We start from the raw sequence: 20,347 nt of genomic DNA, 5'->3' as shown, positions 1-20,347 counted from the left end.
TCCCTAATCGCTTCCGATGATGTCGATCTTTTCCTGCTCTGCCACTCGGGTCACAAAGCTGTTGCCGGTGGCGAGCTTCGCTTTCCAGTCCGACGGCGTGTAGAGCGTCGGGTTGATGGGTCTGCCCAGCATCTCTTCGAGCGGGATCATACGCTCCATCACTTCGCTGTAGCTGACGCCTTCACCGATCAGCATCAGATCTATGTCGCTGGATGTGTTTGCGGTCCCTTTCGCAACCGAGCCGTAAATAAACGCTCGCTGAATCTGGTCTGCGAAAGGCAACAACTCCACTCGGAGGTGATCGGCGATGCCGAATGTTTTGCGCACAAGGCCAACCAGTTCGGGGTACACCGGACTTTCAGAATTCGCCTGATAATGGATTTGGTTGCCTTGGCGGGTTGCGGTCAGCAAACCTGCTGAGTGCAATTTCTCCAGCTCACGAGTTGTGCTGCCTTTGCCGACCTGGGCCCAGCGACTGATTTCGTTGGTATAGAAACTCCGCTCCGGAGTGCCGAAGAGCAGGCCCAGCACTCGTTGCTGAGTCGTGGTGAAGAGCGCATCGCCGATGTTCATAGGGATTTGTCTGGATAAGTCCCAAAAAGGGAACGATAGGTCCCTTTTTGGGACTTATCAAGCGTACGTCGTCGAATCCATCACTCCAACCCCAACTTCTTCAACCGATAGCGCATCGACCTGAAGGTCAAATTCAAACGCTGCGCTGCCGCCGTGCGATTCCAGCGGGTTTCTTCCAGCGCTTGCAGGATGAGCTTGCGCTCGATGCTTTCCAGATAGTCTTCCAGATTATCGATGTCGGCCAGGCTCGGGCCGTCTTGCTCGGTGGGGCGTGACGGCTCGGCCAGGCGCAGGTCTGCGGTGTTGATCTGATCGTCTTCGCACAGCGTGTACGCCCGCTCAAGCATGTTTTCCAGCTCGCGCACGTTGCCGGGAAAACGATAGCCCTTGAGCGCCGCCAGCGCATGGGGCGGGAGGAGGGTGGCAGGCTCGCCGGCGGATTCAGTCAGGCGACGCAGCACGCTGTTGGCGATCTCTTCGATGTCTTCGCGGCGCTCGCGCAAGGGCGGTACGCGCAGCTCGATGACGTTCAGCCGGTAGTACAAATCCTGACGGAAACGCCCGGCGGCCACTTCCTGATTGAGGTCCTTGTGGGTGGCGCACAGCACGCGAACGTCCACCACTTGCTCCTGCTGGCCGCCGATGGCGCGAACGGATTTTTCCTGGATCGCGCGGAGCAGTTTCACTTGCATCGCCAGCGGCAGGTCAGCCACTTCATCGAGAAACAGCGTCCCACCATTGGCGACCTGAAACAGCCCGGGCTTGTCTTCGTGGGCGCCGGTGAAGCTGCCTTTGCGGTGCCCGAAGAATTCGCTTTCCATGAGCTCTGACGGGATTGCGCCACAGTTGACCGGCACGAAAGGCTGCTCGGCGCGCGGGCCTTGCTCATGAATCAACCGGGCTACCAATTCTTTGCCGCTGCCCGATTCGCCACTGATGTAAATCGGCGCCTGGCTACGGGCCAGTTTGGCGATTTGCTTGCGCAGCGCCTGCATCGGTGGCGAGCTGCCAAGCAGGCGGTTATCGATGCGGTTGTCTTCAGCAGGCGCAATACGCAGGCGCAGAGCGCTCGTCACTAGCTCACGCAATCTCGTCAGGTCGACGGGCTTGGTCAGAAAATCGAACGCGCCGGCTTTCAGGGCATGGATCGCTGTGTCGAGGCTGCCGTGGGCGGTGATCATCGCCACCGGCACCTGGTTGTGGCGCTTTTGAATGTGCTGCACCAGCTCCAAGCCATTGCCATCGGGCAGGCGCATGTCGGTCAGGCACAGGTCGAACGCTTCGCGGGCCAGCCACTCTTGGGCTTCTTTGACGTTTCGCGCGCTGCGGGTGTCTAGCTTCATTCGTCCGAGCGTGATTTCCAGCAACTCACGAATGTCCGGCTCATCGTCGACGATCAGAATTTTTTGCCGTGGGCTCATGTTCAGCTCAGCTTGAACGGATGGGCGAAGGTAATTCGCATGCAGCTTCCGCCACCTTCCCGTGGTGTGTAATTGAGGCTCGCCTGATTGCTTTCGCACAGTTCGCGCGACAGGTACAGGCCCAGGCCGGTTCCTTTGCTTTCGGTGGTGAAGAAGGGCTCGAAGATTTTCGCGAGATGCTCTTCGGCAACGCCCGGCCCGTCGTCAAGAACTTCCAGCGTCGGCAGTTCGCTGAACGGTGCTTGAAACAACCTTAGCCAAACTTGCGCGTGTGCGTGCATCTGGCCGCTGTAGCGCAAACCGTTTTGCACCAGATTGCTCATCACTTGCTGCAACTGTTCCGCGTCCATCTGCGTACTGAGCACGCCTGCGCCGATGTCCAGATGCACGCTTTGCCCCGTCGTCAGCTCATCGCGAAGGTTGCGGACGAACGCCTCGAGCCACTGCTTGAGGTCGAGCAGATGGGGTTCGGTCTGACGTCGACGAGACAACTGCAGAACGTTCTCGATCACCAGATTCATCCGCCGCGATTGATCGTGAATGATTTGACTGAGACGCCGGTCCGGAACGGTCAGTTCCTCGGATTCCAGCAGCAGTTGGGCGGCATGACTGATGGCGCCCAGCGGGTTGCGAATCTCGTGGGCGATACCGGCGGTCAGTCTGCCCAGCGCGGCCAGTTTGAGCTGCTGGGCCTGTTGGGAAATCTGCGACAGGTCATCGAGAAATACCAGCGTGTGGCGATGACTGCCGCGCGCCAGGGCGATGAACCCCGGACGCAGCACCGGGCCGATTGCCGAAGTGGTAATGCTGCGCGGTGCCATGGACGGGTTGGCCATCCACTGACCCAGGCGCTCGACCAACTGCGGCGAGTAAACATCGATGATCTCGCCCAGCAAGCGTTCGTGGCCCAGCAGATGCAGCGCGCTCTGGTTGGCCAGCAGCACCTTGTGTTCTTCGTCGAGCACCAAAATGCCGGTCCGCATGCGCTGCAGGATCAATGCGTTGAGCTCTTCAAGGTTGTCGACGTCAGCGGCGCGGCGTTCGGCGATGTCTTCGCTGAGCTGCAGCCGGCGTGAGAGGGCCTGGACCAGCAGGGCCGCCGCAAAGCACAGGGCACCCAGCGAGCCGGCCTGCACGAAATGATTGGCCGCTGAAGGCTTGTGATAGCTGATGTAGAAGGTCAGGTAAATGATGCCGATGGCTGACAGCGCGGCAATCAGCAGCCCGGTTCGTTTGCGCAGCAGCACATTGCTGATCGCCACAGAGGCAATGATCAGGTTGCCAATGCCGCTCGGCGCCCCGCCCCCGGCATAGAACAGCGCCGCCAGCATCAGCGTGTCAGCCATGGCCAGGGAGAACAGTTGCCCCTGGCGGCTTGGGCGTTCGAGCAGTACTACGACGAGGATGTTGAACACCAGATACAGCCAACAGCCGATCCGGAACAGCTCCATATCGGCCAGCTCCAGCAGTTCGGCATCCAGGCTGCTGGAGATCAGCAGCACCAGCAGTACGCCGATGCTCAGACGATAGAGGTGATACAGCCGCAGGATGCGTTGTGCCTGAGGTGTCGTCAGCGAAAGGCTGTCAGCGGTCACGTGCAGCGGGACCCTGCAAACGGTGCGCTTCGGTGCAATACCATTTCTGGTTCTGGCTCAGCGCGCGATCTTGAGGGACATGCACGCCACATTGCGCGCAACGCACCATGGGCGCAGCGTCGAGTTCCGGCGTTGCGGGTTTCGGGCGTGGGGCAGGGCCTTTGGTCAGGCGTTTGAAGAACCAGATGGCCGCCACGATCAGGGCGATCCACATAATCAAGCGAATCATGTCTGTCAGCTTATGAAGTGAAGAGCGCGCAGTGTAGCCAAGCGGGTGTCGGGCGCACAGTCATCTCCATCGCCGGATGCTGTCGGAAAACGGTCAGGCATGAAAAAAGGCCCCGAAGGGCCTTTTTCAGCTGACGCTTGGCAGGGACTGAATCAGTCGAACAGGCCAAAGGTCATGTAGCTGAAGATCGAGCGGCTTTTGGGCGTGCCGTCGTCGTCATTGTTTTTCTTCTCTTCGTCAGCCGACTGGTTCTCAGGCAACAGGTCGGCAGGGATGGCTTCCTTGGCGTCCTGGTACTGCTTGATCACGTCCTGGTTGGCGCGGGTTTGTCCCGGCGGCAGCGGCGGACGGCTTTCGATCAGGCCCAGAGTGGCCTTGGACAGCCACGAGCGGTTGTCGGCTTCTGCCGTGCGCGCTTCGAACTTGCCGTCGACCAGTTGCGGGTGATCCGGGTAGTTGGTTTTCAGGACTTGCAGGCTGGTGTCAGCCAGGTCGTCCAGGTGCAGACGCTGATAGGCCTCGACCATGACCGCCAGGCCGTCACCGACCGATGGGGTTTCCTGGAAGTTTTCAACCACGTAACGACCGCGGTTGGCGGCTGCCACGTAGGCCTGACGGGTCAGGTAGTAGTCGGCAACGTGGATCTCGTAGGCCGCCAGCAGGTTGCGCAGGTAAATCATGCGCTGCTTGGCGTCTGGGGCGTAGCGGCTGTTCGGGTAACGGCTGGTCAGCTGAGCGAACTCGTTGTACGAATCGCGAGCGGCGCCCGGGTCACGCTTGGTCTGATCCAGCGGCAGGAAGCGGGCGATGATGCCGACGTCCTGGTCGAACGAGGTCAGGCCCTTGAGGTAATAGGCGTAGTCGACGTTCGGGTGTTGCGGGTGCAGACGAATGAAACGCTCGGCCGCCGATTTGGCAGCTTCCGGCTCGCCATTCTTGTAGTTGGCGTAGATCAGCTCCAGTTGCGCCTGGTCAGCGTAGCGACCGAACGGATAACGCGACTCCAGCGCCTTGAGCTTCTCGGTGGCGCTGTTATAGCTGTTGTTGTCCAGATCGGCCTGCGCCTGCTGGTACAGCTCGACTTCACTGAGGTTTTCGTCGATGACTTCTTTCTTCGAAGAACAGGCAACAGTAAGTCCGAGGATGGCTATCAGCAGCAGGTGTTTCACTTGCATGGCGGCTTGCGTCCCTATAACGGCCTGCTGTCTTGCGCAGGACCGTCCTGTTATGATGGGCGCCCCGTGGAACCCCCGGGACAAAAGACGCCGTATTTAACCACAAGCGCACAGCCGAAACCAAAGGCCAGTGCCACCTCCTAGTTTGAGCATGTCTGAGATCATAGAACTCCGCGCAGAGGTGCCGTCCGAATTGGGCGGTCAACGCCTCGACCAAGTCGCCGCCCAACTATTCGCAGAGCACTCGCGCTCGCGCCTTTCCGCCTGGATCAAAGACGGTCGCCTGACTGTGGACGGAGGCGCGTTGCGCCCGCGTGACATCGTGCATGGTGGCGCCGTTCTGCTCCTCAAAGCCGAGCAGGAAGCCCAGGGCGAGTGGATCGCGCAGGACATCGAGCTCGACATCGTCTACGAAGACGACCAGATCCTGGTGATCAACAAGCCGTCCGGTCTGGTTGTGCATCCGGCAGCGGGTCACGCCGACGGCACCCTGCTCAATGCCTTGCTGCACCATGTGCCGGACATCATCAATGTCCCGCGTGCCGGCATCGTGCACCGCCTGGACAAGGACACCACCGGCCTGATGGTGGTCGCCAAGACCATTCAGGCGCAGACGCAGTTGGTCACCCAACTTCAGAATCGCAGCGTTAGCCGCATTTATGAGTGCATCGTCATCGGCGTGGTGACCTCGGGCGGCAAGATCAACGCACCGATCGGTCGTCATGGTCAGCAGCGTCAGCGCATGGCGGTCATGGAAGGCGGCAAGCCTGCCGTCAGCCATTACCGGGTTCTGGAGCGTTTCCGTTCGCACACCCACGTGCGGGTCAAGCTGGAAACCGGGCGTACCCACCAGATCCGTGTGCACATGGCCCACATCAACTTCCCGCTGGTCGGCGACCCTGCCTACGGCGGTCGTTTCCGGATCCCGCCTGCGGCCAGTGTCACCATGGTCGAATCGCTGAAACATTTCCCGCGTCAGGCGCTGCATGCGCGTTTCCTTGAACTGGATCATCCGACGACCGGTAAGCGCATGAGCTGGGAATCGCCGCTGCCAGACGACTTTGTCTGGTTGCTGACGCTGCTCAAGCAAGACCGCGAAGCGTTCATCGGATGACTGAGAGCGTGACGGACTGGCTGATTCCCGACTGGCCTGCGCCGGCGGGTGTCAATGCGTGCGTCACGACGCGATCGGGCGGAGTCAGCGCGACGCCGTTCGACAGCTTCAATCTGGGTGATCACGTTAACGACGATCCAGCGACCGTTGCGCACAACCGTTCCGCACTCACCTCGCGCCTGAATATCCAGCCTGCATGGTTGAAGCAGGTTCATGGCGTCAACGTGGTCGAGGCCGCGCCGGCAGAAGTGCTTGAGGCTGATGCAAGTTGGAGCAAAACCCCGGGGGTGGCCTGCACCATCATGACGGCCGATTGCTTGCCGGCACTGTTCTGCAACAAAGCGGGCACTCAGGTCGCCGCTGCCCATGCGGGCTGGCGCGGTCTGGCGGCGGGCGTGCTTGAGGCGACGGTGGACAGTTTTGCCGATGCGCCCTCCGACATCCTGGTCTGGCTTGGCCCTGCCATCGGGCCGCAGGCATTCGAAGTGGGTCCCGAGGTGCGCGAGGCCTTCATGGCGACGCACCCCGAGACGGCCGATGCGTTCGTGCCGAGCGCCAACGCAGGCAAGTTCATGGCCGATATCTACCAGTTGGCTCGCCTGCGTCTGGCCGCCCACGGCGTGACAGCGGTGTATGGCGGCGGCCTCTCAACCTACAACGATGAGCGATTCTTCTCCTATCGCCGTGGTGCACGCACCGGACGGTTCGCTTCGCTTGTCTGGCTCGAAGCCCGGTAGCCTCCGCCGCGCTCCCGCACTAATTCCTTCTGAATTTCTTCCTTCAAGCTAATGTTGATCCATGTCAACCCGTCAGCGCTTGAATCCTGCCTAATCGGCCGCATGTAAAGAACCATCTGGCAGGTTTTCTTTATTAGGTGTGTTCATTACTCCGGCCTGCCCATTTAGGAAGGTGACCCATGCGTATTGACCGTTTAACCAGCAAATTACAACTCGCTCTTTCAGATTCTCAATCACTGGCGGTGGGCCTGGACCATCCGGCCATCGAGCCTGCGCACTTGATGCAAGCGCTGCTTGAACAGCAGGGCGGTTCGATCAAGCCTTTGTTGCTGCAAGTGGGCTTCGACATCAATAGCCTGCGCACCGCGCTGACCAAAGAGCTCGATCAACTGCCGAAGATCCAGAACCCGACTGGCGACGTGAACATGTCGCAGGATCTGGCGCGCCTGTTGAATCAGGCCGATCGTCTGGCTCAGCAAAAAGGCGATCAGTTCATCTCCAGCGAGCTGGTGTTGCTCGCCGCGATGGACGAGAACAGCAAACTCGGCAAGCTGCTGCTCGGCCAGGGTGTCAGCAAGAAAGCCCTGGAAAACGCCATCAGCAACCTGCGTGGCGGCGATGCTGTCAACGACCCGAACGCGGAAGAATCCCGTCAGGCGCTGGACAAGTACACCGTCGACCTGACCAAGCGCGCCGAGGAAGGCAAGCTTGACCCGGTGATTGGCCGAGACGATGAGATCCGTCGGACCATCCAGGTGCTGCAACGCCGGACCAAGAACAACCCGGTATTGATCGGTGAGCCTGGCGTGGGTAAAACCGCCATCGCCGAAGGCCTTGCCCAGCGCATCATCAACGGCGAAGTGCCGGACGGCTTGCGTGGCAAGCGTCTGCTGTCCCTGGACATGGGCGCGCTGATCGCGGGCGCCAAGTTCCGTGGCGAGTTTGAAGAGCGCCTGAAAGGCCTGCTCAATGAACTGTCGAAGCAGGAAGGGCAGATCATTCTGTTCATCGACGAACTGCACACCATGGTCGGTGCCGGCAAGGCCGAAGGATCGATGGACGCCGGCAACATGCTCAAGCCGGCGCTGGCCCGTGGCGAGCTGCATTGCGTGGGCGCCACGACGCTCAATGAGTACCGCCAATATATAGAGAAGGACGCCGCTCTCGAACGTCGCTTCCAGAAAGTGCTGGTGGATGAACCGAGTGAAGAAGACACCATCGCCATCCTGCGCGGCTTGAAAGAGCGCTATGAGGTTCACCACAAGGTGGCGATCACCGACGGCGCAATCATTGCGGCGGCCAAACTCAGCCATCGCTACATCACCGATCGGCAGCTGCCGGACAAAGCCATCGACCTGATCGACGAAGCGGCCAGCCGCATTCGTATGGAGATCGACTCCAAGCCGGAAGTGCTCGACCGTCTTGAGCGTCGCCTGATTCAGTTGAAGGTAGAGGCGCAGGCGCTGAAGAAGGAAGACGACGAGGCCGCGATCAAGCGCCTGGAAAAACTCCAGGAAGAGATTCAGCGCCTTGAGCGGGAATATGCCGACCTCGAAGAAATCTGGACCTCCGAAAAAGCGGAAGTCACCGGCTCTGCGCAGATTCAGCAGAAGATCGAGCAGTCTCGCCAAGAACTGGAAGCGGCGCGGCGTAAGGGTGACCTCAACCGCATGGCTGAATTGCAGTACGGCGTGATTCCCGATCTGGAGCGCAGCCTGCAGATGGTCGACCAGCACGGCAAGCCGGAGAACCAGCTGCTGCGCAGCAAGGTGACCGAGGAAGAGATTGCCGAAGTCGTGTCCAAGTGGACGGGCATTCCGGTGTCGAAGATGCTCGAAGGCGAGCGTGACAAGCTGCTGAAAATGGAAGAGCTGCTGCACCAGCGCGTGATCGGGCAGAACGAAGCGGTCGTCGCGGTGGCCAACGCTGTGCGCCGGTCGCGTGCCGGGCTGTCGGACCCTAACCGCCCGAGCGGCTCGTTTATGTTCCTCGGCCCAACCGGCGTGGGTAAGACCGAACTGTGCAAGGCGCTGGCGGAGTTCCTGTTCGACACCGAAGAGGCGATGGTGCGGATCGATATGTCCGAGTTCATGGAGAAGCATTCCGTGGCTCGTCTGATCGGCGCGCCCCCTGGCTATGTCGGTTACGAAGAGGGTGGCTATCTGACCGAAGCGGTACGCCGCAAGCCTTACTCGGTCATCCTGCTGGACGAAGTCGAGAAAGCGCACCCGGACGTCTTCAACGTCCTGCTGCAAGTGCTCGAAGACGGGCGTTTGACCGACAGTCACGGGCGTACGGTGGATTTCCGTAATACCGTGATCGTCATGACCTCCAACCTGGGCTCGGCTCGCATTCAGGAGCTGGTGGGCGATCGGGAAGGGCAGCGCGCAGCGGTCATGGATGCGCTCACCACGCACTTCCGTCCGGAGTTCATCAACCGGGTCGACGAAGTGGTGATCTTCGAACCGCTGGCTCGCGACCAGATCGCCGGCATCACCGAGATCCAGTTGGGCCGTCTGCGTCAGCGTCTGGCGGAGCGCGATCTGCGCCTGGAACTGTCCACCGAGGCGATGGACAAGCTGATCGCCGTCGGCTACGACCCTGTGTACGGCGCGCGTCCGCTCAAACGAGCGATCCAGCGCTGGATCGAAAACCCGCTGGCTCAGTTGATCCTGTCGGGTGGCTTCATGCCCGGCACCAGCATCAGAGGCACGGTGCAGGACGACGAGATCGTCTTCGGCTGATCCGCGCCTCTATATAGAGGGCGCAGAAGGGCTCCCCTGGTGGGAGCCCTTTTTTATGCGCCGTGATTTATTCACTGAACCGCAGGATTTTCGGGGGCTTGAGGACGATCCACAAAAAAATCGCAAATCATTGTCTTGAAAGCAATTTAGAGGGTTGACAGGTGTTTCTGGAAATGTAGAATAGCGCGCCTCAGAGACGTGAACGCAGCGATGCAAACAGGTCGAAGAGGCTGAAAATGCGGTAGGTTCAGTGAAGTAAATGCAAGATTCGTTTGGTGAAGATTTACTGAATTTGTTGTGTTGAAGCGCGTCAAACGCTGCATCTGAAATTGATAGATTTGAAAAGATCGTTCCGTGATAGCTCAGTCGGTAGAGCAAATGACTGTTAATCATTGGGTCCCAGGTTCGAGTCCTGGTCACGGAGCCAATTTCAAGAGGTAGTACCGTCGGGGTATAGCGCAGTCCGGTAGCGCGCCTGCTTTGGGAGCAGGATGTCAGGAGTTCGAATCCCCTTACCCCGACCATTATTTGGGTCGTTAGCTCAGTTGGTAGAGCAGTTGGCTTTTAACCAATTGGTCGTAGGTTCGAATCCCACACGACCCACCATTTTTGACCTGGCTTCATCGGGTTGGATCTTAGGGAGTGACGCCATTCGCGTCACCCGCTCTGAAAATACCTTAGGGTGTTTTCAATGTTTCAACGGGGTATAGCGCAGTCCGGTAGCGCGCCTGCTTTGGGAGCAGGATGTCAGGAGTTCGAATCCCCTTACCCCGACCATTTTCGCCCCAGCTGTATCCGGGCAGAAAATACCGCTGAAGCGCCACCCGCGCTGAAGCCACAAAAAAGCGTCCTTCGGGACGCTTTTTTCGTTTCTGGCATTTACTGAGCCTTGGGCGGGTTAGCCCAATAAGCTTCGATCTGATTTTTCAGGTCATCGGGGATCGGTGCGAAGTCGAGCGAGCGTGCGTGTTCCTGCCCGCTCTCCAGCGTCCAGCGAAAAAAATCCTGAACGGTCTTCTGACGATCAACGTCCTTGGGCTGCTTGTACATCACGATGAACGTCGCGGCGGTAATCGGATAAGCGTTTTCCCCCGGCGCGTCGAGCATCGACAGGTCGAAATCCTTCGCGTTTTTCCAGTCTGCTGTGGCCGCTGCCGCCTGAAAGCTTTCGGTGCTCGGCGTCACGAACGTGCCGGCAGCATTCTGCAGCAGCCCATAATTCAACTTCTGCTGTTTGACGTAGGCGTACTCGACGTAGCCGATCGAGTTTGGCACCTGCTTCACGTACGTCGCCACGCCTTCGCTGCCTTTGCTGCCCATGCCCACCGGCCACTTCACCGACGCGCCTGCGCCAAGCTGGTTCTTCCATTGCGGGCTGACCTTCGCCAGGTAACTGACCCAGTTGAACGTGGTGCCGGAATCATCCGAGCGATACACCACGCTGATTTTCGCGTCAGGCAATTTCACGCCCGGGTTCAGGGCGGCGAGGGCAGGGTCATTCCATTTGCTGATTTTGCCCAGGTAGATGTCGGCAAGCACCGGGCCTGTGAATTTCAGGGTCCCCGGTTTGACCGAGGCGACGTTGATGACAGGAACAATGCCGCCGATCACAGAAGGGAACTGCTGCAGGCCGAAAGTTTGGAGGTCTGCCGAGTTCATCGGGCGGTCAGTCGCGCCGAAATCCACGGCGCCTTCCTTTATCAGGGCAATGCCCGCGCCAGAGCCGATGTACTGATAATTGACCTTGATCTGAGTCTTCTGGTTGTAGTCGGTCGCCCATTTGTACAGCACCGGATAAATGAACGTGGAGCCGGCGCCGGTGACCTCGGACGCTGCGCCTGCCGTGGCGGCCATGGATAGATTGAGCGCGATGCCGAGGCCTGCGGCCAGCATCAGTCGTGAGAGCTGCAACATGGATGACTTCCTGTAATCAAGCGACATCGGGGTGAGATGCGTTGATGGGATCACAGCAAACAGCACGTTTTTATGACAAGACGTGACAGATTTTCTTCATCGGCAGGTTGATCAATCGCGGCGGCCAAGCCCGTTATTTACACGTCGCTCCGGGTGCGGATTCATGAGGCCCGGTATAGACTTCAGGCAGTCTTTTCAGGATCGGCCGTTATATGAAGTCGCCAACTCCTCCATTCGAGCAACAGCGACTTGAAGCGCTGCATCTTCTCGAAGTTCTCGACACTCCCCCCGAGGTCGCCCTAGACCGGATCACTCGTCTGGTGGCGCAAGTGCTGAACGTGCCGATCGCTCTGATATCGCTGGTGGATCAGGACCGTCAGTGGTTCAAGTCCCGAGTAGGGCTTGAAGCGACAGAGTTGCCGCGGGAGCTCGCGTTCTGTACGCACGCCATCCTTGAGGCCACCGAGCTTGTGGTGCCCGATGCGGTCGAAGACGCGCGTTTCTGCGACAACCAACTGGTCACAGGCGATCCCCATATCCGTTTTTATGCTGGCGTACCCATACGCACCAGCCAGGGCTTTGCCGTGGGCACGCTTTGCGCCATTGACGCGCAGCCCAGAATCCTCACCCCAGACGAGCTGTCCATCCTCCACGACCTGGCCGAGATCGTCAGCCGGGAAATGCAGCTGCGGGAAAACCTGATGCTGACGCGGATTCAGAAGAATCGCTCCGAGGCCTTGTTTCAGGCCAGTGAGGCGGGCTATCGCTCGATGTTCGAGCTGGCGTCGGTAGGCATTGCGCTGGTCGCGCCGGACGGTGGCTGGATCAGCGTCAACGCCGCGCTGTGCGATGTCCTTGGCTACGCGCCCGATGAGCTCAAGCACCTGACGTTTCAGGACATCACCCACCCCGACGATCTGGGCAGTGATCTTGAGATGCTGCATCAGCTGAGCGTCGGTGAAATCAACAGCTACCAGATGGAGAAGCGTTACCTGCGCAAAGACGGCAGAGCGGTTTGGGTCAATCTGAGCGTCACGAAAAAGCTGTCCGAAGCAGGAGAGCTGGAATATTTCATTTCGATCATCCAGAACATTCAGGCGCGCAAGGAGCTAGAGCAGGAGGCCCGACATGACTCCCTGACCGGTCTGCACAATCGCCGCGCGCTGGACTCGCTGTTGCCGATCGCTCAGGCGCGGGCGGATCGCTCCAGATTGCAAATGGCGCTGATGTTCATTGACCTGGATGGATTCAAAGTCATCAACGACAGTTACGGGCACGATGCCGGTGATGATCTGCTGCGCGCTATCGCCACACGTTTGCAGAGCTGCATCCGCAGGACCGACAGCCTGGTGCGGCTGGCCGGTGACGAATTTATCGTGATTCTCGAAGGCATCACGCCGGGCGTGGAAGAAGCGCGCGAAGTGGGTCAGAAACTCCTCGTCGCGATTGCACAGCCCCTCACGATCAAAGGCGATGTCATTTGCAGCAACGCCAGCATCGGCTTTTCCATGTACGAACCCGGCTCCGGCAAAGCCCCGGACGAACTCATGCGCGAGGCCGACCGCTGGATGTACAAGGCTAAGCATTTGGGCAAAGGGCGGGTGATGCCGTAACGGGCGCGCACTCTCGCGCCCGCCCGGTAAGCCGGGCGTGTGGAATGGGGGGGAATGAGGCCCGCCGCATTGGCGCGGCGGACCTGCAGGACTCAGCCTTAGTGCAGCTTCATCCGTGGCTCGGTGCCGCGACCGATTCGGCTGCCCAGCATGAGCATCAGCGTGCGGAACATGCCGTAAAGCGCCATCTGGTGCATGCGGTACAGCGAAACGTAGAACATGCGTGCCAGCCAGCCTTCAAGCATGACGCTACCGGTCAGGTTGCCCATCAGATTGCCGACTGCCGAGAACTTCGACAGCGAAATCAGCGAGCCATAGTCCTTGTAGCGATACTCGGGCAGCGTGCCGCCCTCGATGCGCAGCTTCAGCGACTTCACCAGCAACGATGCCTGTTGATGCGCCGCTTGCGCACGGGGCGGGACATTGCGGTCAGTGCCTTTTTGCGGGCAGGCCGCGCAGTCACCAAAAGCGAAGATATTGTCGTCGCGGGAGGTCTGCAGCGTCGGACGCACTTGCAGCTGGTTGATGCGATTGGTCTCAAGGCCGGCGATGCCTTCCAGAAATGCCGGAGCGCGGATGCCCGCCGCCCAGACCTTCAGCGTTGCAGGAATCACCTGACCGGTCGCAGTCACCAGGCTGTCAGCCGTCACCTCGCTGACCGCCGAATTGGTCAGCACCGTGACGCCCAGTTTTTCCAGCGTCTTGTGCACCGGTCCGCCAATGCGTTCCGGCAATGCCGGCAAGACGCGCGGGCCGGCCTCGATCACCGTGATACGCAGATTTTCCGGCTTGATCTGGCCCAGCCCGTAGGCCGCCAGTTCGTGGGCCGCGTTGTGCAGTTCCGCAGCCAGCTCGACACCCGTGGCCCCGGCACCGACGATGGCGACGTTGATCTCTTCGGCCGCATCATTCTGGCTGGCGTGGGCACGCAGATAGCGATTGAGCAATTGCTGATGGAAGCGCTCGGCCTGCTTGCGGGTGTCAAGGAACAGGCAGTGTTCTGCCGCGCCTTTGGTGCCGAAATCATTGGTCGTACTGCCCACGGAAATCACCAGTGAGTCGTAATCCAGGCTGCGCGCCGGGACCAGCTCATTGCCGTTTTCGTCGAGGGTTTCGGCCAGGTGGATCTGCTTGTTCTCCCGATCCAGACCGGTCATGCGACCCATCTGGAACTGAAAGTGGTTCCACTTGGCTTGCGCCACGTAGTTCAGCTCGTCCTCATAGGAGTTGAGCGACCCGGCGGCCACCTCGTGCAGCAGCGGTTTCCAGATGTGGGTCAGGTTGGCGTCGACCAGCGTGACGCTGGCGGTGCCTTTCTTGCCCAGGGTTTTACCCAGACGGGTAGCCAGCTCCAGACCGCCAGCGCCTCCGCCGACAATCACAATACGATGGGTCATGGGGATATCTCATAAGGTTTAAGGAATTCTGTGTCAGCGCAATCCGCGCGAGCGCAAGGCAGCTCATAGCGTCAGATTGCTCTGTAAATGGCTCAAAAAGGGCCCGGTCCAAGCACCACCACAAGGAGCCGCCAACGCCAAAAAGGCCGGCGCTCGACTTGGGCGGGGGGCTCGAACGTACGCTTCGACACGCGCGGTGTCGGCAGGTTTCAGGCGGCTGATCATTTGAGGCTCTTTATCACTATTGACCCGGATCAGGAAACGGCGCTGTTGGCTGCGTTAAAGTCCTGGACGCTCGGTTCGATTGGCTCGATACACAAAACATCACCCAGACGCACGATGCCGCTTTGTATCACCCGCGCGGTGATTCCGCCATGGCCGCGAACGGCCTGGAAGATGCCGTGGCCGAGACGTTGCTCAAGGCGCGCGCAGGGTTGGCACCAGCCAGTGGTTTCGAAGATCGCCTGACCGATGCGGAAACGTCGGTTTTTCAGGCTGAACAGGTTGATGCCGCTGATCACGATGTTTCGTCGTAGATCCTGGGGCAACACCGGGTTGTCCTCGGCCCGGCCCATCAGCGAGCTGACCACGGCGAAATGCTCCCACTGGATCAGCGTCACCTGTCGGGCGTTGCGCGGGCCAGGGCGTGCGTGATCACCCGTCAGGCCTGCTTCGCGACGGGCTTCCACGGCGTCCAGCTCAACCATCTCGCCACGGGATTCCGGGCGCACGCCGATCCAGCGCACGCGTCCACGCTGGGGTACATCGGCGATCAATTCCTGCAACGGACTCATAAACTGATTCCCACATCAAAAACCACGCTGCGGCCCAAATTGGTCCGCAGGAAATCCGGGGCATCCGGATGGGCGAACAATACCCGGGCGAAGGTCGGCCCGACCAGCGAGAGTGATCGCCAGCCCTGGCGCAGATATTCGGTAGGCGGCGGAAAGTGGCTGTTCAGGTCGAGCACCTCGCGCTTGAGGCTGGCGAAGGCGATGATGTCGAGTTCGCCCAGATCCAGCCCGCGTTCTTTGTAGTTGTGAGCTTTTTTGCGCAGGGTTGGCGCCAGGCGCCGCAGCAATTCGGCGGCGGGGATGCGTTTGGGTTTGGCTTCCCGGCGCACCAGTTGGCTGAGGGAAAATGCACTGCGTCGACGTTGCAGTTCTTCGCGCCATTCATCGTTCAACCGACGGCCTTCGTCCAGAACGAAGAACACTTCAAAACACGCATCGCGAAACAGCACGTCCGGCGGCTCTTGCCCGGCAGGCAGGAAGTCGTCGGTGCGATGGGGAATGTTCAGGCCCTGCAGCAACCGTTCGCACACCCAACGCTCGCGCTCCCATTTGCGCGCATTGGACAGAAACGCATTGGCTTGCTCGGCCTGGCTCGTCAAAAGACGCAGATAATCGGAGTCATCCATGCCGCCAAGCTTAACGCTCTGGAGGGGAGAAGAAACACTGGGGCCGAGATAAAGTTGGCCGGGGAGGCGCTGATCCATTTAAGAAGCTGCCCGGCGCATGAGCGGGGTCTGGCAGGCTACAAATCCCGCTGTTTCCTGAACTGCCCCGGCGGCATGCCGTGGGCGTGGCGGAAGCGCCGCGAGAAGTAGGCCTCGTCGGCAAACCCACACAACCGCGCCACTTCCCCCACCGGTTTGCTGCCGTTGAGCAGCAGCGTGCGCGCCAGGTGCATGCGCCGCTCCAGCACCAGTTCGCTGAAGGTCTTGCCGACTTCCTTGCGCAGCCAGTGGGTCAGGTAGTTGGGCGACAGAAACGCGGCTGAAGCGGCTTTTTTCAGGCTCAGGTCCGGGTCGTCCAGGTTCTTGCGTACGTACTCCGACATCCGCGCCAATGCATCGCGGCGGCTGCGCTCGGCGGCGTTGTCATCGGCCAGCCGCTTGATCGGCTCGGCGTAAAGCTGGCAGACCGTGCCGATCAGTTGCAGCAGGCACCCTTTGAGCACCTCCCGCGTGCCGAACTGCCGGTTCGCATCCAGCTCGCGCATGCGGCCCAGCAAATGCTCGATCTCGGCGAAGTCGGCCGCGTCCAGCGTGAAATCCAGATGCTCCTGAAAACGGAACGGCGACAGCTCCGGGGCGAGGGCGATGGCCACGTCTTCGAGGTCCAGCGGGTCGCATTGCAACTGGGGCAGCAGGAAGGTCTGGGCAAAGTTGATCAGCAGAAAATTGCCTTCCGGCGGATGCGGGATCAGATGCAATTTGTGCGGGAGGATGAACGCCAGCGTGTTGCGAGGGAAGGGCCGGACCACGCCGCCAATGTGCTGCACGGTGTCGCCGCCGAGGTTGATCTGAATCTGAAAATATTCGTGCCGATGGGGCGCGGTCTCCGGTTTGCCCTCGGTTTTGCCGCGGATGTAAAAGTCCGGCCGCTCACTGCGCTGCTGCATGCCGTAGGTGGGTACGCGATTGACGGAATCCATCGAGTGCTCCTCGTCGTTTATTTCTTATTGTCGGTCGTCGTATGACCAAATCAAAAAATTTCATCAGCGTGGTGGCGAGTCGATTTGTCCAAGAATGGTCTGACTGGTCTCCTTATACAGACCGCTCTAGCGCAGGCATTTTCGCCCCCTTTTAGTTGCTGATTGCTGTTTTAGCACGCGCGCTGTTTTTTGGACAATTCATTACGGACGCTTGTTGAAATCCAAAAACGTTCTAAGCATCGTCTTGTTTAAAACCGGTCGTACGATAACTTGGGGGCGCACGTCATCACTCGATACCAATAAAAACAATGAGGAATTCTCATGTCGAGCAACCCTGATATTCAGGCGATGGATGCTGTCGTGGCCGCACCAGTCACTGCCGCTCCCGCCCGACCTATGACCCACCGTCGCTGGTTCATGCTGTCGCTGTTGCTGATCGCCACGATCATCAACTACGTCGACCGCGTCAACATCTCCATCGCTGCACCTTTCATGGCCAAAGACCTCGGTCTGGACAAGGTCGAGATGGGCCTGATCTTCTCCGCTTTCGCCTGGACCTACGCCTTCGCTCTGGTGCCCGCCGGCTTCATCGCCGACCGATTCGGCTCGCGCTTCACCTACGGTGCCTCACTGATCTCATGGTCGGCGGTCACGGTGTGCCAAGGCATGGTTGGCGGTTTCGCTTCATTGTTCGGCTTGCGCCTGGCGATCGGCGCGATGGAGGCCCCGGCGTTCCCGGCCAACAGCCGCGCGGTCACGGTCTGGTTCCCGGCGCGGGAGCGGGGCATGGCCAGCAGCATCTATGTGTGCGGGCAGTATCTGGGCACGGCGCTGTTCACCGGTTTACTGCTGTGGCTCGCGACGACCTATGACTGGCGTCACGTCTTTTACAGCACTGGCATTATTGGCATCGTTTTCGGGATTGCCTGGCTGTACTTGTACCGCGATCCGATGAACTGCAAGAAGGTCAGCAAGGAAGAGCTGGCTTACATTGAAGACGGCGGCGGCCTGGTCAAAAGCAGTCAGGAGCGAAACAAATTCAAGTGGGCGCAAATCGCCGAGCTGCTGAAATATCGCCAAGTCTGGGCCATCTGCCTGGGCAAGTTCGCCAGCACCTCGGCGCTGTACTTTTTCCTGACGTGGTTCCCGACCTATCTGATTGAAGAGCGGCATTTGACCATGGTCAAGGTCGGCATCTTCGCAGTGCTGCCGTTCATTGGCGCCACGGTCGGCGTACTGCTGGCCGGGTTCATCGCCGACTGGATGATCCGTCGCGGCTATTCGCTGTCCTTCTCTCGCAAGCTGCCACTGGTGGTGGGTTCGGCGCTGGGCATGTCGATCATGCTGGTCAACTTCACCGACTCCAATGAAGTCTGCATCGCACTCCTCACAATCGCCTTTTTCGCACAGGGCATCGCGTCATCCTCTTGGGCGGCCGTGTCGGAGATCGCACCCAAAGAGCTGATCGGTCTGACCGGGGGCATCACCAGCCTGGCGGCCAATATCGGCGGCATCGTCACGCCCATTGTCATCGGGCAAATCCTGCACGTCACCGGCAACTTCGCCTGGGCGTTCTGGTTCATCGGCGGGGTGGCGTGTATCGGCACCCTGTCGTATTCACTGTTGCTCGGCCGCATTTATCGCATTGAGCTCAAGGCTCGGTAACCGCTCAAGAATGTGTGTGTGAACTTATGCCGTACTGGGCAGAGGCGTATGCAAATACGCCTTTTTTAATGCCGTCGATATTGAGTTTTTTAGTCCAGCGCAAACACGGTTTTATCCAACTTTCCCGCCGTTTGATCCCGTAGGCTGAAATGCATCTGGCTGGGTTGAGCGTCTTTCGGTGATAAGGAATTCCATGAACAACTTTGTATTCGAACCGCCCCGAGTCAGCAGTCTGCCGGTGCATGACAGTGACGGGCGATTCCCCATTGGCCGGGTGTTTTGCCTGGGCCGTAATTACCAGTGGGGCGGCCCACAGGATCAAGCAGCCAGTGCCGAGCGCGAGGTCCCGGCGTTCTTTATGAAGCCGGCGACATCGGTTGTGGACGCGGTGGGCGAGATCGCGTTTCCGACCCAGACCGAACAGTTTTGCCACGAGATCGAACTGGTCGTCGCCATCGGCAAGGACGGCTATGAGATCGACGCCGAAGACGCGCTGGATCACGTGTGGGGATACGCCGCAGGCCTTGATTTGACCCGCCGCGATCTACAAATGGCGGCCAAGGCGGTGGGCAATCCGTGGGAGCCGGCAAAGGCGTTCGACGGTTCCGCGCCGATCACGCCCATTCGCCCGGCAGACCGCGACGGTCACGGGCGACAAGGCGCCATCTGGCTGAGGGTCAACGGCGTCGAGCGTCAGCGTTCCGACCTTGAGGGCCAGATCTGGTCGGTGAGCGAAGTCATCAGCCAGCTTTCCCATTCCGTCACGTTACGCGCCGGCGACCTGATCATGACCGGCACGCCGCCCGGCGTTGCTGCGCTCCAACCGGGCGACGTGATCAACGGCGGCATCGACGGCGTCGGCGAATTTGAAGTGAGAGTGGGTGAGCGCCGCTGAGCGATCCATCCAGAACCGCAGCCTTTTTGATGAGCAACAAGGAGAACAATAATGACTGATCAATCCGTTTCGAAAATTGCCCTGGTTACCGGCGCTGGCAGTGGCATCGGCCGCTCCGTCGCGTTAGGCCTGCTTGAAGATGGCTTTAAGGTGGTGGTGACCGGGCGTCGTCTGGAACCTCTCGAAGAATTGGTGGCGCAAGCGCGCGAGCAGGGCGGTGAAGCGTTGGCGGTGTCGTGCGATGTGCGTGATCCGGCCAGTGTCGATCATCTGTTGGCGACGATCGAGGAGGTGTATGGCCGCCTCGATCTGGTGTTCAACAACGCCGGCGTCAACGCCCCCGCCGTGCCGATGGACGAGCTGCCCATCGAGAAGTGGCTGAGCGTGATCGACACCAACGTGACCGGTGTTTTCCTGTGCAGCCGAGGCGCGTTTGGCCTCATGCGCAAACAGTCGCCCCAAGGAGGCCGGATCATTAACAACGGTTCGATCTCCGCCCATGTGCCACGCCCGTTCACCGGGCCGTACACCGCCAGCAAGCACGCGGTACTGGGCCTGACCAAAAGCCTGGCCCTGGACGGTCGCGAATTCAACATCGCTTGCAGCCAGATCGACATCGGCAACGCGCTGACCGAGCTGTCGGTACGCATGACCAAAGGCGTGCGTCAGGCCAATGGTTCGACCGCCATCGAGCCGATGATCGACGTCAAACACATCGCCGATGCCGTGCGTTACATCGCCGCGCTGCCGCTCTCGGCCAACGTGTTGAACATGACCGTCATGGCCACCAACATGCCCTTCGTGGGCCGTGGTTGAACCGTCCGAATTCGAGATGA

17 protein-coding genes and 4 tRNA genes are annotated in these 20,347 nt (G+C 59.8%); 11 read left to right on the top strand and 10 right to left on the bottom strand.

What is annotated here, in order from left to right; all coding sequences use genetic code 11:
• Nucleotides 1–3 precede the first annotated feature (3 nt).
• From ABEH28_RS04660 to ABEH28_RS04640, 5 genes are all read right to left on the bottom strand, one after another.
• A complete protein-coding gene (locus ABEH28_RS04660) occupies nt 4–573 on the bottom strand; it encodes a nucleotidyltransferase domain-containing protein (RefSeq protein ID WP_346629263.1) in 570 nt (189 codons plus the stop codon).
• 80 nt (nt 574–653) lie between these two features.
• Entirely contained in the window at nt 654–1,994 is a 1,341-nt protein-coding gene (locus ABEH28_RS04655; RefSeq protein WP_192173380.1) for a sigma-54 dependent transcriptional regulator, read from the bottom strand.
• 2 nt (nt 1,995–1,996) lie between these two features.
• Nucleotides 1,997–3,589, bottom strand: a complete 1,593-nt coding sequence (locus tag ABEH28_RS04650) for an ATP-binding protein (protein ID WP_346629262.1) — start codon at nt 3,587–3,589, stop codon at nt 1,997–1,999.
• On the bottom strand, nt 3,579–3,818 hold the full coding sequence (locus tag ABEH28_RS04645; protein WP_274598112.1) for a PP0621 family protein: 240 nt from the start codon (nt 3,816–3,818) through the stop codon (nt 3,579–3,581). The genes ABEH28_RS04650 and ABEH28_RS04645 overlap by 11 nt, the downstream gene beginning before the upstream one ends.
• 152 nt (nt 3,819–3,970) lie before the next feature.
• Entirely contained in the window at nt 3,971–4,993 is a 1,023-nt protein-coding gene (locus ABEH28_RS04640) for an outer membrane protein assembly factor BamD (RefSeq protein WP_192173378.1), read from the bottom strand.
• Between the two features lie 151 nt (nt 4,994–5,144).
• Here ABEH28_RS04640 and rluD point away from each other — a divergent pair, with 151 nt between their 5' ends.
• The 7 genes from rluD to ABEH28_RS04605 all read left to right on the top strand — a co-directional run bounded on the left by rluD (nt 5,145) and on the right by ABEH28_RS04605 (nt 10,365).
• A complete protein-coding gene (gene rluD / locus ABEH28_RS04635) occupies nt 5,145–6,107 on the top strand; it encodes a 23S rRNA pseudouridine(1911/1915/1917) synthase RluD (RefSeq protein WP_065987655.1) in 963 nt (320 codons plus the stop codon).
• An 8-nt stretch (nt 6,108–6,115) separates the two neighbouring features.
• Nucleotides 6,116–6,844, top strand: coding sequence for a peptidoglycan editing factor PgeF (pgeF, locus tag ABEH28_RS04630; RefSeq protein ID WP_346629534.1), 729 nt, complete (start codon nt 6,116–6,118; stop codon nt 6,842–6,844).
• 179 nt (nt 6,845–7,023) lie between these two features.
• Nucleotides 7,024–9,588 carry an ATP-dependent chaperone ClpB gene (clpB, locus tag ABEH28_RS04625; RefSeq protein WP_282367068.1) on the top strand — a complete coding sequence of 855 codons (2,565 nt, stop codon included), beginning with the start codon at nt 7,024–7,026 and terminating at the stop codon, nt 9,586–9,588.
• 351 nt (nt 9,589–9,939) lie between these two features.
• A tRNA-Asn gene (locus ABEH28_RS04620) sits at nt 9,940–10,015 on the top strand.
• Nucleotides 10,016–10,035: 20 nt separating this feature from the next.
• A tRNA-Pro gene (locus ABEH28_RS04615) sits at nt 10,036–10,112 on the top strand.
• A gap of 6 nt (nt 10,113–10,118) precedes the next feature.
• Nucleotides 10,119–10,194 (top strand) — tRNA-Lys (locus ABEH28_RS04610).
• A gap of 94 nt (nt 10,195–10,288) precedes the next feature.
• Nucleotides 10,289–10,365 (top strand) — tRNA-Pro (locus ABEH28_RS04605).
• A 102-nt stretch (nt 10,366–10,467) separates the two neighbouring features.
• Here ABEH28_RS04605 and pstS read toward each other — a convergent pair.
• Nucleotides 10,468–11,502, bottom strand: coding sequence for a phosphate ABC transporter substrate-binding protein PstS (gene pstS / locus ABEH28_RS04600; RefSeq protein ID WP_192173376.1), 1,035 nt, complete (start codon nt 11,500–11,502; stop codon nt 10,468–10,470).
• A gap of 212 nt (nt 11,503–11,714) precedes the next feature.
• Between pstS and ABEH28_RS04595 the strand changes: the two genes are divergently transcribed.
• Complete coding sequence (locus tag ABEH28_RS04595) at nt 11,715–13,115, top strand: diguanylate cyclase (RefSeq protein WP_192173375.1); 1,401 nt, start codon at nt 11,715–11,717, stop codon at nt 13,113–13,115.
• Between the two features lie 98 nt (nt 13,116–13,213).
• Here ABEH28_RS04595 and ABEH28_RS04590 read toward each other — a convergent pair whose 3' ends face one another.
• The 4 genes from ABEH28_RS04590 to ABEH28_RS04575 all read right to left on the bottom strand — a co-directional run bounded on the left by ABEH28_RS04590 (nt 13,214) and on the right by ABEH28_RS04575 (nt 16,951).
• Nucleotides 13,214–14,512: an NAD(P)/FAD-dependent oxidoreductase gene (locus ABEH28_RS04590; protein WP_192173374.1), complete on the bottom strand. Its 1,299-nt coding sequence runs from the start codon at nt 14,510–14,512 to the stop codon at nt 13,214–13,216.
• A gap of 254 nt (nt 14,513–14,766) precedes the next feature.
• The gene (locus ABEH28_RS04585; RefSeq protein WP_346629261.1) at nt 14,767–15,306 is read right to left on the bottom strand and encodes an MOSC domain-containing protein; all 540 of its coding nucleotides are present in this window, start codon (nt 15,304–15,306) and stop codon (nt 14,767–14,769) included.
• Nucleotides 15,303–15,932 carry a DUF1780 domain-containing protein gene (locus tag ABEH28_RS04580; protein ID WP_074888345.1) on the bottom strand — a complete coding sequence of 210 codons (630 nt, stop codon included), beginning with the start codon at nt 15,930–15,932 and terminating at the stop codon, nt 15,303–15,305. The genes ABEH28_RS04585 and ABEH28_RS04580 overlap by 4 nt, the downstream gene beginning before the upstream one ends.
• Before the next feature lie 116 nt (nt 15,933–16,048).
• Entirely contained in the window at nt 16,049–16,951 is a 903-nt protein-coding gene (locus tag ABEH28_RS04575) for an AraC family transcriptional regulator (protein ID WP_346629260.1), read from the bottom strand.
• Between the two features lie 348 nt (nt 16,952–17,299).
• On the opposite strand from ABEH28_RS04575, the gene ABEH28_RS04570 reads away from it, so the two are divergent.
• The 3 genes from ABEH28_RS04570 to ABEH28_RS04560 all read left to right on the top strand — a co-directional run bounded on the left by ABEH28_RS04570 (nt 17,300) and on the right by ABEH28_RS04560 (nt 20,327).
• Nucleotides 17,300–18,616 (top strand): MFS transporter, encoded by a 1,317-nt coding sequence (locus tag ABEH28_RS04570; protein WP_244655970.1) that lies wholly within the window; start codon nt 17,300–17,302, stop codon nt 18,614–18,616.
• Nucleotides 18,617–18,809: 193 nt separating this feature from the next.
• Nucleotides 18,810–19,511: a fumarylacetoacetate hydrolase family protein gene (locus ABEH28_RS04565; RefSeq protein ID WP_346629259.1), complete on the top strand. Its 702-nt coding sequence runs from the start codon at nt 18,810–18,812 to the stop codon at nt 19,509–19,511.
• Nucleotides 19,512–19,562: 51 nt separating this feature from the next.
• The gene (locus ABEH28_RS04560; protein WP_346629258.1) at nt 19,563–20,327 is read left to right on the top strand and encodes an SDR family oxidoreductase; all 765 of its coding nucleotides are present in this window, start codon (nt 19,563–19,565) and stop codon (nt 20,325–20,327) included.
• Nucleotides 20,328–20,347: the final 20 nt, after the last annotated feature.

Source organism: Pseudomonas sp. Ps21-P2 (assembly GCF_039672565.1).
Lineage (GTDB): Bacteria > Pseudomonadota > Gammaproteobacteria > Pseudomonadales > Pseudomonadaceae > Aquipseudomonas.
This window is presented reverse-complemented; position numbering and strand designations above follow the sequence as displayed.